This is a genomic window from Mesorhizobium ciceri WSM4083, assembly GCF_000519305.1.
Lineage (GTDB): Bacteria > Pseudomonadota > Alphaproteobacteria > Rhizobiales > Rhizobiaceae > Mesorhizobium > Mesorhizobium ciceri_B.
Genome location: NZ_JAFG01000006.1, coordinates 576066 through 594929 on the forward strand (window position 1 = coordinate 576066; position 18864 = coordinate 594929).

Annotated in this window: 5 protein-coding genes; 2 read left to right on the forward strand and 3 right to left on the reverse strand. The window is 64.5% G+C overall.

The window, feature by feature from the left end; translation table 11 throughout:
* Window positions 1–124: 124 nt before the first annotated feature.
* Window positions 125–13798, reverse strand: coding sequence for a hypothetical protein (locus MESCI2_RS01000000134730; protein ID WP_197031551.1), 13674 nt, complete (start codon window positions 13796–13798; stop codon window positions 125–127).
* Between the two features lie 293 nt (window positions 13799–14091).
* Between MESCI2_RS01000000134730 and MESCI2_RS0116290 the strand changes: the two genes are divergently transcribed.
* Window positions 14092–14622: an invasion associated locus B family protein gene (locus MESCI2_RS0116290; RefSeq protein ID WP_245270352.1), complete on the forward strand. Its 531-nt coding sequence runs from the start codon at window positions 14092–14094 to the stop codon at window positions 14620–14622.
* 69 nt (window positions 14623–14691) lie between these two features.
* Window positions 14692–15936, forward strand: coding sequence for a M24 family metallopeptidase (locus MESCI2_RS0116295; protein ID WP_027037517.1), 1245 nt, complete (start codon window positions 14692–14694; stop codon window positions 15934–15936).
* 63 nt (window positions 15937–15999) lie between these two features.
* Here the strand turns inward: MESCI2_RS0116295 and MESCI2_RS0116300 are convergent, their stop codons facing one another.
* Entirely contained in the window at window positions 16000–17436 is a 1437-nt protein-coding gene (locus MESCI2_RS0116300) for an amidase (protein WP_027037518.1), read from the reverse strand.
* A gap of 189 nt (window positions 17437–17625) precedes the next feature.
* The gene (locus MESCI2_RS0116305; RefSeq protein ID WP_027037519.1) at window positions 17626–18717 is read right to left on the reverse strand and encodes a Gfo/Idh/MocA family protein; all 1092 of its coding nucleotides are present in this window, start codon (window positions 18715–18717) and stop codon (window positions 17626–17628) included.
* Window positions 18718–18864: the final 147 nt, after the last annotated feature.

The following is an 18864-nucleotide window of genomic DNA, read 5'->3' on the forward strand; positions in this document are numbered from 1 at the left end:
CCCAAATGCTTGTACTGACCTTACGGCCACTGCATTAGCAAGTCGACAGAAATCTTTAAGAAAATTTACATCGCTCTATTGTCGACGGGCATGCCTAATTCTTCGTAAGTATTTCCCGTCGAAATTAGTTAGTCGGCACGAGAACCAGTCCGCCATTATGTCCGCCAGGCACCGCCGCATAGGCCGGCGCGCCGCCGGCGTCGATCGCAGTCGCCAGGTTCGACGAATTCGTGACCGTGTTGCCGCCGGCATTCCAGGTAGCGAGGGCGCTCGCCGCGTTGTTGGCGCCGCCGACAAAGTTCTGGAAATACAGGTGCGAGGTGTCGCTGCCCAAGCGTGCCAGGAATCCATAGTCGTCGGCCGGCTGGCCAAGGGTCACGGTGTTGCCGCTGATGTTGAGGTAGGTGGTCGTGAGATCGCCGTCGTTGGAACCCGCGCGCACATCGATGGCAGGAGTACCAAGGCCCGCCGTACCACTGCCGGAGGTGGTGATGTTGTTGTTCTTGATCGTCAGATCGAGCGAGCCGTTGTCCAAACTCGGACCGGCGCCGTCGCCATGCGGTGTGGCAAAGATCGCCGGATCTTGGCCGGTCTTGGTGATCGTGTTGCCGATGATCTCGATGATGCCGGTCGAGGCGTCCTCCGGATGGATGTAGATTGCCGAACCCACCGAACCAACGCCGCCGCCCTGGATGTCGGCATTGTTGTTGATGCGGCCCATGATGACGGCATTGTTGATGCCGAACACGTTGATGACCGGACCGCCATTGCCATAGATCTTCTTGTTGTTGAGGATATTGAAATTCAGATGCGCGGTGTCCTCGGCGTTGAGGCCGATGGCGCGGCCCGTGCCGCCTTGCGGGTCGAACGTGTTGCCGTTGCCGCCCGTGCCGCCGTCGGTGATGTTGACGTTCAGCGTCGAGGTGTCGCGGGCGAAGGCCTCGACACCGGAGGTCCTGAGGCTGAGGAAGTTGCTGTTCGAGATGTTGAGCGTCGCGTTGGCGTTGCCAAAGGCTTCGAAATTGAGCCCTTGCGCGCCGTTTGTTGTGGAAAGCTTCGTGTTGCTGAACGTGCTACTGGCAATGTTCAGCGTCAGGCTCGTGCCTGCGCCGTTGCGGATGTCGACCAGATTGTCACCGCCAGCGCCGGCCGTGAAGCTGAACGTGGAATTGGTGATCGATGATGTGCCGGTAAGATTGTAGAACCGCATGCCGCCTTCGAAGACGGCATCGCCGAAGCCAGTCACCGTGGTGTTGGCGATCGTCAGGTTCGAGACGTTCTGGCCGTTGATGCCGACCTGGACGCCGCCGTTCAAATTCAAATTGGTGAACGCTGCCGTCGCCACGCCGCTCATGTTGATCGCCGCCTGGGCAGCGCTGTTGAACGTCGGGCCGTCGACATTGTTCAGCGTACCGTTGCCGGTATTGGCATTGGTGAAGTTCATGTTCGAAAGCGACAGATTCTTCGTCGACGTGAACAGCGCACCTTGCGCTGTGTTCTGGATTGTGCCGCCGGAACCAGCCGTAACCCCGACGCCCGTCACCGTCAGGCCACCATTGCCGGCAGCGAGGCCGGTGTTGTTGAGCACAATGCCGTTGATGGCGCCGCTGGCCGAAATGCTTTGGAACGTCAGCCCGCTGGCGCCGATATTCGTGTTGACGACGTTGAGCGCCGTCGCGGTGCCCGAACTGATGACGCTGCCGGTGCCGGTGGCGCTGACCGTGCCGCCGCCCGTCGCGCTGAAGCCGGCCACGTTGGCGCCCGTCAGCGTCAAGGTATTGGCGAAATTGATCGTGGAGCCAGTGTTGGTGGCAAGAGCGATACCGCCACTCGAAACGGTCGCCGAAATCGTTCCGTTGAAAGTCACCGTACCACCGGTGCGCCCGGAGAGGCTGACCACGTTGCCGCCGCTGGTCTTGGCGATCGACCCGCCATAGGTGACGCTTGCCGAGCCGCCCGAGCCGAGGAAGGCCACGCCGCTGGCGCCGGTCAGCGAGCCGGTGCCAAGATTGACGGTGCCGGGGCCGGTGACGCCGCTGACCACGACGTTGTTGGCGCCGCCCGTCGAAGTCGTCGACGAGAAGTTGATGCCGGTCGTCGTGGCGACGCCGTTGAGGTTGATCGCCTGCGCAACGCTGGAACTGACCGTGCCCGTCGTGACATTGACCGTACCGCCATTGATGGCGCTGAAGCCGGTGGTGCTAATGGTGACGATGCCGATGTTGGCGAAGCTGACAGTAGAGGTGGTGGCGTTGTTGTCGATCGCCACGGCCGTGCCGGTCAGCGCCGTCGTCGTGCCGAGAGCGACGCCGCCGGTGAAGCTGACCGTGTTGGCCGCCGTCGCGCCGGAAACGCTGATGCCGCTCGCCGTGCCATTCGCCACGACCGACCCGGCAAAGGCGAAACTGCCGCCACTGCGGCCCGTTATCGTGACCGCCGTGCCGCTCGACGTGTCGGGGACGCCGACAAAGCTCGCCGCATCGAAGGTGATGGCCGCGTTGCCGCCGGTGACCTTGATCCCGCCGCCGGCGCCGCCCGTGACATCGACATTGGTGCCGATGATCGTACCGCCCGGCCCGGATGCACCGCCGAAGGCGATGCCGGTGCCGGTCGTGTTCGTGGTGATGTTGAGGTTGGTCAGCGTCGTCGTGCCGGTCGCGTTGCGGATGTCGAAGGCAATGCCGGTGGCGCCTGTGCTGCTGACGTTGCTGATGGTGGTGTTGAGCGCGTTGACGATGACGTCGCTGGCATTGCTGGAGAACGTCACATGGTCGATCGTCGTATTGGCCGACGGCGTGATCTCGACACCGGCGATCAGGAAATTCTTGATCGTCATGTTGCTGATGATGGTACCCGTCGTCGTACCACCGCTATTGTCCTTGATACCGCGCGCCGCACCCGTCGGGCTGCCGTCGAGAATGAAGCCATCGATGATGTTACCGCTGGCGCCGAGCGTGATGGCGTTGCTGCCATTGCCGGTCGTCAGCGTCGCCGCGCCGTCCGGCGTCTGGTCGATGATCGAGATGCTGTTGCTGGAAAGCTGGATGGTGGACGGCACCGTCAGCGCCAGATTGATGGCGCCATTGCTGAAGCCACGCACCTGCTCGCCGTCGCCAAGCACCAGCGTGTTGTCGGCATTGGTGCCCGCCGCGCTGATAACGCCGCCGTTGTTGACAAGGACGAGGATGTCGCTGGCGACAGACGCCGCTTCGGCCGTCGAAAGCGTCGCCAGATTGTTCTGGTCGCGGCCGGTGCCGTCGCCGCTGGGGCTGGCGCCGACGAAATAGATCTTGCCGACGCCGAAGCCGAGGCCCGGGCTGGTCGTGAGGTTCACATCCTGGAAATTGTAGGTGCCGGCGACCGGCGCGCTGGCCGCATCGATGCCGACATTGGCGCCGAGGGTCGAATTCTTGTCGGTCACCGATTCGCCGTCGCCATAAGTGAAGGCGAGATTGGTCGTGCTGCCGAGGAACACGCCGGTGTTGACGCCGGCAATGCTCGAGCTGGCGCCGCCGACCACGGCGTCGCCGAGGCGCACGATCTGGCCGCCGATGGCACCGCGCAGATCGACGCCGATCGAGGTGCCGGCGGCAGCCGCGTTGGTGACATCGAAGTCATTGGCCGTCACCGCCGCGTTGATCGTCGCGCCGTTGAGGTCGAAGGCGACGCCCGTCGTGCTGTTCAGGCCAATGTCGAGGTTGGCGAAGGACAGCGCCGCGCCGAGCGTGCCGGAAACATCGACGCCGCGCGTGGTGATGCCTTGCAGATTGACCGTGCCGAGCGCGATTGCGCCGCCGCCGGAGGAGGCGATGCTGTTCAGCGTTATGCCGCTTGCAGCAGACGTGGTGGAAACCGAGTTGAAGTTGACGCCGCCGGCGCCGGCCATCACGCCGTCGAGACGCAGGGCGATGCCGCTGTCGGCCGAAATCGTGTTGCCGCTGCCGGTAACGCTGATCGTGCCGCCGCCGATGGCAACGAAGCCATCCGCGCTCGTCGTCGTTATCGCCAGCCCGCCGCCGCTGAAATTGATCGTCGCGCCGGTGTTGTTGACCACGCCAACGGCCGTGTTGATGCCAGTGTTGAAAGAATAGGACGGACCGGCGAAATTGATCGTTCCGCCGCTGTTGCCGGTGACCTGGATACCCTGGAACGTGGAGCTGACATTGCCGGTATCGAACGCGATGGTTCCGACCGCATGGTTGCGGATGTCGACGGCAAACCCGCCATTGGTGGCGATGCTGCCGTGATAGGCAACGCTGGCGCTGCCGCCATCGAGGAAGAAGCCCACGCCGGTGGGGTTGGTGATCGACGTTGCCGAACCGAAGGTGAAGGTGCCGCTGCCGGCAAGGATATCGATGCCGGCGTCACCGCCATTCAGCGTCGTCGTGCCGTTGAAATTGTAAATGCCGTTGGCATTGTTGAACTGCAGGCCGGTGCCCGCCGTGGCTGACAGCGCGCCGGTGCTGAAGGCGATCGTGCCGGCCGAGTGGTTGGCGACGCTGACCAGGGCGCCGGCATTTGCCTTGGTGATGTTACCGCTATAGGAGGCGCTAACCGTGCCGCCGCTGATATCGAAGGCCGTGCCGGTCGCGCCGGTGAGCGAGCCGGAGCCGAGGCTGACCGTGCCGGTGACATTGGCCAGGCTGACATTGTTGGTGCCGCCGCCGGACGATGTCGAGTCCAGCGCGATGGTGGCGGCGACGCCGGAAAGGCTGATCGCCTGGCCGCCGGTCGAGTTCACCGTCTCGGCACCGCCGGTGGCGGTGATGCCCATCGTGCCACCGGTTCCGGAGATGGCCGTGCCCGTGGTGGTGTCGATGGTCAGCCCGCCAGTGAAGCTGGTCGTGCCGCCATCTTGCGACAGGCCGATGCCGTTCGCGGTTTTGATGTCGGCGAGGCCGGTGACGTGGAGCGCGCCCGTCGCCACATGGATGCCGCCGCCATTAGTCGCTGTGTTGTCCACCGTCACGGTGTTGAAGTTGAAGGTGCCGGTGTTGGTGGCGCTGGCATCGATGCCGAAGTCATCCGTGCCCGTGATGGTCGTCGCCCCGGTGACGGTGAAAGTGCCGGCGACACCGTCGAAAATGATGCCGTTGGTACCGCCGCTTGCGCTAACGCTATTGAGCGTCAAGTTGACCGTCAGTGGATCGAGATTGAATGCAGCGCCGTTGGTCGTGTCGACTGAACCGCCGCTGCTGTTCAGCGTGAAGACGTTGCCCACTAGCTTGGTGTTGACGAAGACGCCGGTTTGGCCATCGTTGGCGACGTTGAAGGTGCCCAGATCAAGCGTGCCGCTGGTGCCGGTGAAGTTGATGCCAACGCCCTGGACACGCGCGCCTGGCGTGCCGACTATGAGCGTGCCGGCATTGACGGTGCCGCCAGCGCCGTCGGCGTCGAAACGCACACCATTGAAGGCGATACCACCGCTGTTGGCGCCACCGGTCACCGTATTGCCGGCAAAAGACCTGATCGCCACTGAGTTGTGGGTCGGATCGATGGTCGTACCGAAGAAGGCCGCCCCCAATCCCGATCCGGTCGACTGGAATGTGTTGCCGTCGATCGAGGCGAGAAGCGTATCGGCGGTTACACTGCTTGAGGAGAAGTTGAGCGCATTGCCTCCGGCCGCGATATCGTTGTTCCTGAGCACGAAGTTCGAGGCGCTGGCCGCATCGACAGAGATGCCGGTGCCGGAGCCGAGATTGCGCACGATCAGATTCTCGATGCCGGCGGTGATCGTACCGGTGCCTGATGTCGGCAGGCTGATGACCGAGGTGGCATTGTTGGCTGAGAGGATCGGCCGCAGCGTGTCGATGCCGGTCGGCGCCGCGATGATCGGCGTGTTCTGCACCGTGGTGAAGTGGAACGCAGCGGATGCGCCACCGCCGGCATCGATACCGAGTTGAGAGACGTCGATGGCCACGTCGTCGCTCTTGAACGAGATCAGCACCTGGCCGTCGTCGAGCACGAACGACGTCGCACCCAGGTCGATCGTCTCCTGGTTGCCGTCGACGGTCTTGTCGATCAGCACCACGACGTTGGCCGTGGAAGCCTGCGCTCCCGCATAGCTGCCCGGATTGGCGAGGCTGCCGTCGCCGGTGCCGCCTTCGATGACATAGTAGGTGCTGACCGCCGACAGGTTGGACGTGTCGCCGATGAAATTGACGTCATCGAAATCGTAGTCGCCGGATGTCGGCAGGCTGTCGGTCGTAGTGATGACATAGCCGCCGGTGGTCGAGATCAGCGATTCAGCCGGGCCCTGGCCGTCGCCGAAGACCAGCTTGGCATTGGTGGCGCTGGAGAACTGGACGCCCTGCGCGACGTTGGTGATGGTCGAAGTCTGGCCGGCCGGGCCGGGGTTGTTGTTGATGCTGTCACCGAGCCGGATGAAGCCGGTGCCCGTCGTGCCGGCCATGTCGATGCCGAGCGTACCGGCAAAGCCGCCCCCGGCGACGTCAAAATCATCAGCCGAGATATTGCTTGTGCCGAGCGCCGCACCGTTGAGATCGAGGCCGATGGCGTTAGCGGCGTTGAGCCCGATGTTGAGGGCGACGGCACTCAGCGCCATACCATCGAAGGTACCGGAAATGTCGACACCGCGCGAGGTGATGCCCTGCAGGTTGACGACGCCGAGATTGATGGCGCCACCGGCGTTGGTGACATTGTTGAATGCGATGCCGGTCGCCGCGCCATTGGCGGAAACCGAGGCGAAGTTGAGGCCGCCCGCGCCGACCGTCGCGCCGTCGAGCTTGAGTGCGGTTCCGGTTGTCGTGCTGATCGTGTTGTTGAGGCCGGTGATGCTGACCGTGCCGGCGCCGCTGGTGCTGGCGGTGAAGCCGGCGCCGCTGGTGGTGGTGATGACGAGGCCGCCATTGGTGAAATTGAGCGTGCCCTTGGTCTGCGGATCCGGCACGTACGCAGGTGCTTTGTAGATGGCATCGTTGGCGCCGGTGTTGAATATCTTCGACGTACCAGAGAAGGTGACCGTGCCGTTGGCCGAGCCGCCGATGGCGACACCCTTGCCACCGCTGTGATCGATGGTGCTCGAAATATCGTATATGCCTTCGGCATGGCCAAAGAAGTCGAAGGCCGTCGATGACGTGGTGGAAACGACGGAACCGCTCATGTTCAGACGGGTCGCGTCGCCGCTGGCGCTTAACACCGATCCCGCACCGACCGTGATCTCACCGTTGTAGGTCAGCGTGGTGAAGGCCAGGTCATTGCCGCCGCCGAGGCCGATGGCCGCAAGGGTGGTGTTCGTGATGCTGGCGCTGCCGTTGACGCCGACGTTGATGGTCCCGCCCTGCGAGGTCTGTAGGATGCCGAACTGGCCGCCATCGATGGTCAGGGTGGATCCAGTGACATTGGCGATGTTGACGGTGCCAACCTCGGGACCGCCGATGTCGAACCCGGCATATTGGACGTCGAGATCGATCGTGCCGGTGAAGTTGACCTCGCCGCCGGTGCTGCTCAGGGCGTACAGCGAGGCGCCGGTGTATCCGGTGTCCCTCAGGCCGCCGATGTTGACATCGCCGACGAGATTGGCGCCCGACAACGTCACGCCGGCACCGCCGGGGTCGCCGGGAAGGGCAGGGATGGTGGAGTCCGCCGTGATGCTGTCGAAGGTAATGCCGTCGCTGCCGACATTGGCACCATACACCACAAGCCCGTCGCTGCCGGCATTGATCTTGTTGCCGGCGCCGGTGACGGTAATGATGGTGGAGGTTGCGTCAGCCGGGCCTAAATCGCCAATTGCGACGAAGCCCGCCCCGGCCATTGTCGATATATCAAGGCCGCCATGGGTGAAGTCGATCGTGCTGTTGGTATTGAGGGCCGGGGCGCCTGAAGCGTAATTGCCAATGATACCCAAGCTCACGCCGTCCGTCGCGCCCGAGCTGATCACCTTGCTGGTGCCCGAGAAGGTGATCGCGGCCGCGTCGTTGCCGGCAACGACGATGTTGCCGCCGGCCGCCGCATTGGTATCGGTGAGATTGCCCGACAGCGTCACCGAGCCGCCGGTCATGCTCTGGATCGACACCGCGGCGCCGGCGCCGTTGGTGGCGATCGTCCCACCATAGGAGATATCAGCAGCGCCGCCGCTGGCTGATGTCGCCGAGCCGACATTGAACGAGGTGTCCGAACCGGTGTTGGTCAGCGTGCCGGTGCCGAAGTTTGCCGTGCCGGCCAGGTTCTCCAGGTCGATGCCGCTGCCGGAAGCGAAAGTCGCACTGGTCGAGGTGAAGTTGATACCAGCCGTGATGCCGTCGAGCGCCACCGCCTGTGCGTTGGTGGCATTTATCGTGCCGGTCGTGACATTGACCGTGCCGCCACCGGAGGCGCTGAACGCCGTCACGCCATTCGTGGAAATGTCCAGGTCGGCGAAGGTGACCGTGAAACCCAGATTGCCGGCCAGCGAAACACCATTGCCGTTGACCGTCACCTTGTCGGTGAAGTTGACCAGGCCGCCGCTGCGGTTGGCGATCGAGATGCCGCCGCCGGTCAGCGTGCCCGCCGGTCCGCTGTTGGGCAAGGTGCCGCGCGTGACCGTGATGTTGCCGGCGCCGCCATCGACATCGAGCAGCGTGCCGGCGACGCTGACGTTGTTGTTGGTGATCGACAAATTGGTGTCGAGGCCGGCGACCTTGAACGCCGTCTGGCCGGTGGCGACATTGGTGACCGTGACGCCCTGGATGACGATGCCGCCGACATTGCTGAAGCCGGCGGCATTCTGGTCGATGGTGAAGACCGAGCCGCTGCCGCCGGTGAAGTCGAACGCGGTGTCGCGCACCTGGTTGCTGCCGAGCAACTGCAACGTATCGCCGCCCGTGCTCGTGACCACGCCCTCATTGCCGGTGACGTTGCCGCCGGTGGCGCCGAGATTGCCCTGGACATTGATCGGCTGGATGGTGCCGGAGGTGAGGATCGAGCTGCCGTTGCCGAAGCCGGCGATCGACTGGCCCGAATCGAGCGTGAACGGCGTGACGCTGAGATCGACCGTGCCGACAAAGGCAAAGGTCAGCGTGCCGGTCATGGCATCGGCTTCGTCGGCCGTGACCGTGGTCACGTCGGCGCTGAGTCCGTCCGTGCCGGCCTGGACGATGCCACCGTCCTGGGAAATCATGATGACCCCGCCGACCGCGCTGGCCAGATGGGCGGGGCCGGAGAAGGCGACATCGTCGAAATCATAATTGCCGAGCGTCGGATCGAGCCCGACCGTGTTGACCGTGAAGCCGCCACTGGCCGCTGTGATCGAGGATTGCAGCAAGGTCGCATCGCCGTCGCCGAAGGTGAAGTTGGCGTTGGCCGACGTCGCCGTCGTGCCGCCCGACGACAGTTCGACGCCGACACCAGCATTGGAAATGCTGGAGCCGCGCAGGAAGGTGATGGTCTTGTTGCCCGTCGTCGACGACAGGTCGATGCCGCGCGAGGTGAGGTCGCCGGTGCCGGTGATCGTTGTCACGCCGAAATCGGCCGTGGTCGATGAACCGCTGAAATCGATGCCGGTCTGGCCGGCGCCGACATTGCCGACGGTCGTCGTGCCGAAGCTGACGTCGGCATTGGCGAGCGCGAAGTTGATGCCGGCGGTGCCGGCCGTGCTGCCGAGCGTGATCTGGGTCGTGCCGAAAGTGACTGAACCGGCATTGTTGCCGATGCCGATACCGTCCGCGCCGGCGCCCGTCACCGTAACCGCTCCGAAGGTCGCCGATGCGGTGCTGGCGACATTGGCGACGGCCAGGCCGGTGCTCGTGGCATTGGTGATCGAAAGCGGCGCGGTGACGTTCAGCGCCGCCGTGCCGGCAAGGCCGACAACAACCGCACCACCGCCGCCTGTCGCGGACAGTGTCGGGCCGGAGAAGCTGATCGCGCCGCCGACCGGGAACAGCGACGAGCCGATCGCGAAAAGATTGCCGTTGCCGGTCGAGGTGACGCTGCCGCTGAAGGTCACCGAGCCGCCGGTGGTGCCGTCGACCTTGACCGCCGTGCCTGGCACGGTTGCCGAGCTGGAGATGTTGGCCGCTACGCCGATTGTCGCGCTGCCGCCGGAAACGACTACACCGTCGCCAGCGCCCGAATTGGTGATGGTGCCACCGAGGATCGTGATCGAGCCCGTGTTGTTGGTCAGGCTGACATCGGTGCCCCCGACATTGGTCGTCACCAGATTGGTGATGGTGAAGGTCGATGACGAAGCGTTGATTGCAAGGCCGTTGATGCCGCCACCAGCGCCGCCGATAGTGACGTTGCCGCCCAGGAACTGGCCGCCCGAGACGGCATTGAAGTTGAGCGCCGTGGCTGCCGCGACGCCTGTCGTGATGCTGTCGAACGCCATGCCGCCGGTGCCGATGGTGACGCCGTCGAGATTGATCGCGTGGCCGGTGCCGGTGCTGATCGTCTCGGTGCCCGCGGCCGCGACATTGACCGTACCGCCGCCGGTGGCGCTGAAGCCGGTGCCGGTCGTGGTGGTGAGGTCGAGCCCGCCGTTGAAACTGATGATGCCGCCGGTGTTGCCGCTCAGGTTGATCGCAAAGGCGGTGGCGGTGCTGGCGGTGATCGCTCCACCGAACGTGGCGCTGCCGCCGCTCATGCCGGAGATCCCTACCGCGCTGGTAGCAGCGGTCTGGTTGATGGTGCCGTTGTAGGTGACGTTGGGCGTCGAGTTGCTGATGGAGAAGGCGTTGCTGGCCGTGTTGGCGATGGAACTCCCGATGTCGAAGGTGAAGGTTCCGCTGGAGCTGCCGGCGATACCTATGCCTACGCCGCCGCCGGTGATGTCGAGATCGTCGAAGGTGGCGATGCCGTCGAAATTGTTGGCGGACAGCGCCGCACTGGTGGCGTTGGTGATCTTGGTGTTGCCGGTGAAATTGACGGTCGCGCTCGAACCGACAAGCGCGATGCCGGTTTGAGATGCGGTCTGGACAGTCAGGTCGTCGACCGAGACCGTACCGGTCACTCCATCGAGGAAGAGGCCGGTTGCGACATTGCTGACCGTCACGCCCTGGACGGTCAGGCCATTGATGCCCAGGCCGTGGATGCCGGCGGCGGCGCCCCCGGAAATATTGAAATCGAGCAACGTGTTGCCGTTGCCCAGCGTCACGACATCGCCGCCGCCGGAACTGGTCAGCGTTGCCGCGCCCGCGGAATCCGAGATGGATTCGTCATGATGGACGTTGGTGCCGGTGACATTCAACGGCACCCCGCCGAGCGAGAACGCGCGGCCGTTGCCGAACGACGCCAGCTCCTGTCCGTCGCTCAGCGAGAAGCCGGTGGCGTCGTCGATCGTCCCGCGGTTGACCAGGACAATGATGGCGTCGCTGGCGGCAATGCTGTCGGCATAATCGATCGAGGCGAGGTCGGTGATCGACGTGCCGCCGCCCGAAGCCCCGGCCGCAACGAAGATGTAATTGCGCATATCGTAGAGTTGCGGGCCGGAAAACGCGGTCGTGCCGAAGGCGTAGTGGCCGCTGCCCTCATTGAGCCCGCGCGCATCGAGCGAGGCGGTGATGCCGGAGATGGAACTGGAATCGCCGCCGAAGGTAAACTCGGCGTTGGCCGTGGCGCCCGGCGTGCCGGCAATGCCCAGCCGCACGCCGGTATCGACCCCGGCGATGACGCCGCCATCGGTGATGGTGATGATCGCGCCGCCGACGCTCGGCGAGGTCAGGTCGATGCCGATCGAACCGGCGGCACCCGTACCGGTGATGTTGAGCGACTGCGCGGTGAAATTGGTCTTGGATCCGGAGAAGTCGAGGCCGGTGCCGACACCCAGCCCGGAGATGACGATGTTGCCGGCGACCACCGCCGCATTGACGCCGGCAAACGAGATGCCGTCGGCGCCGGGGTTGGTGATGCTGATGTCACCGAAGCGGATCGTCGCCGGCGAATCCGAAATGGCGATCGCCGGCCCGGTCGTGTTGGAGATCGTCGTCGCACCGTTGACGGTGAAGCTGCCCGCGACATTCTCGAGCACGACGCCCGACGTGCCGCCGCTCTGGCTGATCGAATCGAGCACGACATGCGCGGTGATCGGATCGATGAAGACGGCGGTGCCGCCATTGCCCGATACAGTACCGCCGGTGGTGGTGAACGTGCCGCCGGTCGACGTTCCCTGCACGGTGATGCCGCGGTCGATATTGTCCTGCGCATTGACGATGGCGAAGGTGTAGGTGCCCTTGCCGGTGATATCGAGACCGTCGTCGAGATTGCCCTGCAGCAGCGTCGTGCCGGTGAAATTGTAGGTGCCGTCGCCGTCGATGTGCAGGCCATCGAGGCCGTTGCCCGTGGCGGTGAAGTTGGAGCCGGTGATGCCGGTCGAGCTGCCCGTGAAGTCGGCGCCGTTGCCGCCCGCACCGGTGACCGTCACATTGGTCAGCGTCGCGCCGGTGATGTTGTTGCCGAAGATGCCGTCGCCGCCGCCGGTGATGGTGATGCCGTTGAGCGTGTTGCCGTTGCCGAGCGTGATGACGGGATTGGCGACGTTGGTGCCCTGGATCGTGCCGTCGCTGCCGCCCAGGTTGAAGGTGCTGGTGCCACCGCCGAAAAGCCTGGCGGTGACGCTTTCGCCGCCGCCGATGACGGTCTGTCCATTGGCGAGCGTCACGCCGCCAGTCGTCAGATTGCCGTTGCCGCCAAGCGCGACGACAAAGCCGTTCGCGCCCGACTTGGTCACGGCGTCGTCCAGCGTCGTCGGGTCGGCCAGCGTGCCGGCGCCGGCGAGGCCGCCATCGGTGAAATAGAATTTGCCGAAGGCGGCATTGGTGGCGGCGTTGATGGCGACACGCGTCGTCGAGCCGCCGGTCAGCGTCTGCGACTGGACGCGGACGCCGATATCGCCACGCACGCGCTCGTTGACGCGCTTGCGCAGGCCTTCGCTGACCGGATAAACCGGCTCCGGCCCGCTGTCGGCCCCATTTTCGGCTCCATTGTCCGAGCCGCTGCCGGGATTGAACGGGATGTTCAGCCGCACACTGCCGGCGAACTGGGTGTCGTCGCGATTGTCGTTGCGGACCTCGCCGGCGAAGACCAGTTCCGTGTTGCTGCCGAAGACATCGCCGATCGTATACTCGAACCCGGCCTTGGCGCCGGTGACGCTGCCGTCGTCGCCGTGCGGATCCTCGAAGTGATAGCCGCCAATGTCGAGCCGCAGCGAATGCTTGTCGGGCAGATTGACCGGCACCTGCGCACCGATCTCGCCCTCGATTCCCCACGCCGCGTAGTCGCGGTGGTCGAGGACCGAGATCTGCTCGATCAGCTGGTTGCTGACCATCGACAGGGTCGAGCTGGTCGAATGATCCGTCGAATCGCCCTTGATCGGCAGGTAGACGTTCACATGCGCATCGAAATGAGGCGTGATCGCCTCGGCGCCCAGCGTGACCGCGGTGAACTGGGTGGAGTTGTAGTTCTCGAGGTTGAGATAGGCGTAGCCGCCGATCATCAGGTCGGGGTTGACGATGCGGCGAATGCCGAGGCCGACATCCTGGCCGGAACCATCCTTGAAATCATGCTTGGCCCGGACATCCAGGAACAGCAGGGATTCGGCCGTCTGCTTGAGCGGGATGAAACCTTCGAGCGCGCCGTTGCCGCCATTGTTGTCGGCGCCGATGATGGCGCGGATCTGCGGCTGCCATAGCCCGTTGGGATCGCCATGGGCGGCCATGCCTGAAAGGCCGAGCGCCAGCGTCGTCAGCGCCGTCGTCTTCCAGAGATGCCTGGCGATTCGCGAACGGCGATAGCGGGCGCGAACGTGGAAATCCTCCCCACGCGCCGCTATCTCACCAACTTGCCGAGAAGTCTCGGTAGTTCCCATCCCTGGCGAGTCCTTAGGGGACTACACGCGCCCCGTGTAAATTCTTACTCGAATTCTATTGTATAGCGAGTCTTGGGCGCTCCGAATTCTGGAGGCCCCCTGCAATATTGTTCTCTGTATCCGAAAAGCCACAGTAATTTCGCCGGCTTGCTTGCCTCCGGCTCGGCTTTCGGAACAGTCGAGAGTGTTGTATCAAGCCATGCTCGGGAGAATACCGGGCGCGGCGAGGAAACATGCAAGGCATCCGGCAAAACAACATGGCGCTTACTTTAGCGAGGTCTAATTTACTTGGCATGGCCGCGGGGCTGGCCGCCCTGTGGCTTGGTCTGGCGGCCGGCCCGGCCCTTGCCGAAGATGCCAGGCCGGCCCAGCCAAAGCCGGCTGAAAGCAATGCAAAAACGGCCGATGCCAATCCGTGGGCGGTGAACTGCTCCAGCGGTTCGGCGACCACCGAGCTTCAGTGCCAGGTTTCGCAGAACCTGACCGAGGCCAAGACCGGGCAGCGCGTGCTGACCGTGACCGTGCGCCGCGACAACGGCAATGGCAGCCTCGCCATGCTGCTTGCCCTGCCGCACGGCCTGTTCCTGCCGTCCGGCGCCTCCTTCCAGATCGACCAGGGCCAGACGACGACCATTGCCATCCAGACCAGCGACCAGAACGGCGCCTATGCCGCCACCCCGCTGTCGGCGGACCTCATCAAGGCCATGAAGTCCGGGACCAATCTGAACATCGGCATGGAATCGGTCACCCGCAAGCCGGTCACCATTCCGGTGTCGCTGGCCGGTTTCACGGCCGCCGTCGCCAAGCTGGAATCGATCAAGTAGCTGCTGTCAGCGGCTTGATTGTGCGCACCCGGAATGCTCCGTTGCCGCTTCGGACATTCGGAGAAACTCATGACAGGTTTTGTCGACCGCGAGCGCGCTGCGCAACTGATGGACCGCGCCGGCATCGCGGCGCTGGTGCTGTGCGCGCCCGAGGCCTTCCATTATGCGACCGGCGCCTCCATCGGCCCGGCGGGACTGTTCCGGCGCGCCGGCGCCGGCTTCGTCGTCATCCCGGCTGGCCGGGATCTGCCGATCGGCGTGGTGGTGGCCGATTTCAATGCGGGACAGTTGCAACTGGCTCTGCCCGACGCCGTCATCCGCAGCCACCCGATCTGGATCGAAACCGCCACGCTTGACGCCTCGACCGCAGGGCAAGGGCTGGCGCAACGCGTCGAGGCCGGCCTTGCCTCGTCTGGCCGGGCGCCTGGTTTTTCCCGGCCCGCGACATTCGAGCTGGCCAATTCCGTCCATGAGCTGAAGCAAATCCTGACCGGGTTCGGACTTGAGCGCGCAAGTATCGGCGTCGATCTCGATTTTATTCCCGCCGCCGATCTCTCGGTCATGCAGGCGCTGCTGCCGGGCTGCACGATGGTCGACGGCTCGGCCGTGCTCGACAGGTTGCGGGCCATCAAGTCGCCGCGCGAGATCGACCTGCTGCAGCAAGGCATCATCCTGTCCGAAGCCGGCCTGGAGCGGCTGCAGGTCGATGCCATGGCCGGCATGCGTCAGGCCGATCTCATTGCGCTCTATCGGCAAGGCGTCGCCACGGCCGCGGCCGGACTGGCCCATCCGGTCGCCACAGCCGAATATGTGACGCTCGGCGCCCGGCTCAAAAGCACCGATGCGAAAGCCATGCCTGGCGATCCGCTGAAGTGCGACATGGTCTGCACGGTGGGCGGCTACGCCTCCGACATGTCGCGCAACTTCACCTTCGGACCGCCATCCGCCGAGCAGGCCGAACTGCACGCGATCGCCGAGCGGGCCTTTGACGACGGGCTGGCGTCCCTTGTTCTGGGAACCACGCTCGCCCACGTGCATCGCGTCGCCACCGACAGCCTGGCGCGGCAAGGGCTGCGCACCTACCACCGCGGCCATTTCGGCCATGGCGTCGGCCAGTCGGTCTTCTCGGAGCAATGGCCGTTCATCGCCGCCGACAGCGATGTCGTCATCGAAGCCGGCATGGTGCTGGCCTTCGAGATCCCGCTCTACATAGACGGCCTCGCCAGCTTCAATCTCGAGGACCAGTTCCTGATCACACCGGACGGGCCTGTCGCCATGAACCGCTTGCCGAGGCGGCTGGAGATGATTGGGTAGCGAGGGCGTGGTCGTTTTCACTGTAGGGGGCGCCACGGAACTCGGCGGTGGGGTGCCCAGCAACTAACCACTCACCGCCGGCCTTCTCCCCTTCCACGGCATCTCCTGCTCCAGCTGCGCCGATGCGGCCAGCACCGTCGCCTCGTCGCCGTAGCGGCCGACCAGCTGCACGCCGATCGGGACACCGTCTTTCGACCAGCCGAGCGGCAGCGAGATCGCCGGTTGGCCGGAGATGTTGAAGGGGAAGGCAAACACCGAGTCCGCCCATTTGGCGTTGTAGCGGTCGATGTCGGTTTCCGACATGTCGTAATAGCCGAACGGGCGCGGCAGCTGCGTCAGGGTCGGGGTGATGAAGAGATCGTAGGCGCCAAGGTCGCCGACGATGTCGCGGCCGATCTGCCGCAATTGCTCGACATCGGAGATGTGCCTGGTGCCGCTGGTCGAACGGCCACGCTCGATGATCGCGAAGGTCACCGCCTCGACATCGCCTGGCGTCACCGGCCGGCCGATCACCGTTTCAAGGTAGTCGAACGTCGCCGCCGTCTGCACGCAGGTCATGTTGGTGTAGGTCTTCCACGCTGCGTTGGCGTCGAGCGGCATGTCGTGCTCCTCGACATGGTGGCCGAGGCGCTCGAGTGCCGCCACGGTCGCCAGCACCGCCGCCTTCACCTCCGCATCGATCGCGGTGCCGTTGGGCGGCGTGACGGAAAAGCCGATGCGCAGCTTCTTTGGCGCCCGCGCCGAGAGGCTGAGCCAGCTGCCATCAGGAACCGGCGGCGTGTAGGGATCGCCGGGCAGCGCGCCGGCCACCGCATCGAGATAAGCCGCGGTGTCGCGCACGGTGCGCGAGCAGCACAGGAAGTACGCGCCGCCATACCAATAGTCGCCGAACGGTGCGAGGCTGACGCGGCCGCGCGACGGCTTCAGCCCGACGATGCCGCAGCAGGAGGCCGGAATGCGGATCGAGCCGGCGCCATCGCTGGCCTCGGCGATCGGCACCATGCGCGAAGCGATGGCCGCCGCAGCGCCGCCGCTGGAGCCGCCGGGCGTGATGCCTTCCTTCCATGGATTCTTGGTCACACCGTAGAGTTTTGGTTCCGTCGTGATCGACCAGCCATTCTCCGGCGCGTTCGACTTGCCGACCAGCACCAGCCCGGCCGCCTTCATGCGACGAACGACTTCGGTGTCGAAATCGGCAATGACATCTTTCAGGTAGAAAGAAGAATTGGTGTTCGGTGCCCCGGTCCAGGACGAGGCCAGCTCCTTGAGCAGGAATGGCACGCCGGCGAAGGGCGCTGATGTGTCGACCGTCTCGGCCTGGGCGCGCGCCATGTCGTAGAGGCGGTGGATGACCGCATTGAGCGCCGGGTTGAGCCGCTCGACCAGCGTGATCGCCGCCTCGACCAGTTCCGCCGGTGAAACCTGGCCGCTGTGCACCAGTCCAGCCAGGTCGAGCGCGTCGGACTCGGCATAGGTTTTCAGCAAACTGTCGGTGACCATGTCTCTCTCCCGTCGTTCGTTGATCTTGCCAACGTTGGCGCCGCCCCTCATCCGCCTGCCGGCACCTTCTCCCCGTATAGTGACGGGGAGAAGGGAGACGCTCCAACGCTGACGACCCCCTCTCCCCGTCCTTCACGGGGTGAGGGGCAGCGCCGGCCTGAAACGATTGCCGCCAGCAGCCGGATTGCGTCAGGCCAGGTCGATGGTCCGCCCCAGCGCGATGCTCTGTTCGGCGGCCAGCACGATGCGCAGGCTGTTGACCGCCGCATCCATCTGCTCGGTAAGGTCGAGATCATCGCGGATGGCACGCAGGAAGAAGGCCTGCTCGCGATCGCAGAGTTCCTGGTGGCCGGGCTCGTCCTCCATGCTGACGATCTCGTCGGGTTTGGAGAAATTCTTGTCGCCGTCGACAGCGGCATAATGGATCTTCAACGCATCGGTCTTGGTGTGGCGGTCGATGTCGGCGGAGTTCGACACCTCGGCGGTGTCGGCGGCACTGACCGCCTGCTGGCCGGCGACGATCGACACCGCGCCCTTGGGGCCGACCACGTCCTTCACGAAATAGGCCGTCTCGCTCATCATCGGCCCCCAGCCAGCCTCGTACCAGCCGACCGAGCCGTCATCGAAGGTGACGTGCAGATGGCCGTAATTCTGCTTGTCGGCTTCCGCCCAGAGCTTGGCGCCGATGCCATGCACGCGCACTGGCTTGGCGCCGGTCAGCTGGCACATGACATCGACATAGTGGACGCCGCAATCGACGATCGGGATCAGCGAATCGATCAGGTTCTTGTGCCAGTGCCAGGCGCTGCCGCTGCTCTGCTGGTTGAGGTTGAGCCGCATCACCAGCGGCTTGCCAAGCGTCTTGCCGACCTCGATGAACTTGATCCATGACGGATGCACGCGCAGGATATAGCCGAGCACCAGCTTGCGGTTCTTCGCGCGTGCCGCCGCGACCACTTTCTCGGCATCCTCGTTGTTGGTGGCGAGCGGCTTTTCCATGAACACATGGCAGTTGGCGGCGATTGCCTTCAGCGCATATTCGGCGTGGGTGTTCGGCCAGCTGTTGATCGAGACGGCGTCCGGTTTTGTTTCCTTCAGCGCCTGGTCGAAATCCTCGTAGAGTGGGTAGCCGGCTAACTCTCCCGGAATCTTCGTGTTGCTCTTGATCGAGCGGCTAATGATGCCGACGATCTCAAAACCCTCGGAACGGTGGTAGGCGCTGGCATGCGACGCACCCATATTGCCGAGACCCACCACCAGCACTTTTACCTTGTCGGACACCGCTACCTCCCAGTTCTTGGTTGAGTTGTTCGTGGCGACTCGGCGTCGCCTTTCCTCTCCCCCGTCGATCGGGGGAGACGTGTCGAGCGAAGCTCGACGGAGTGGGGGTCGACCGTCTCCGCGCGCCTCAGGTCTCTTGCTCGTCAG

Bases quoted from the DNA above. Each gene is read 5' to 3' on its own strand.
- MESCI2_RS0116300 (WP_027037518.1), bottom strand. From the start codon at position 17,436: ATGGTCACCGACAGTTTGCTGAAAACCTATGCCGAGTCCGACGCGCTC.
- MESCI2_RS01000000134730 (WP_197031551.1), bottom strand. From the start codon at position 13,798: ATGGGAACTACCGAGACTTCTCGGCAAGTTGGTGAGATAGCGGCGCGT.
- MESCI2_RS0116295 (WP_027037517.1), top strand. From the start codon at position 14,692: ATGACAGGTTTTGTCGACCGCGAGCGCGCTGCGCAACTGATGGACCGC.
- MESCI2_RS0116290 (WP_245270352.1), top strand. From the start codon at position 14,092: ATGGCCGCGGGGCTGGCCGCCCTGTGGCTTGGTCTGGCGGCCGGCCCG.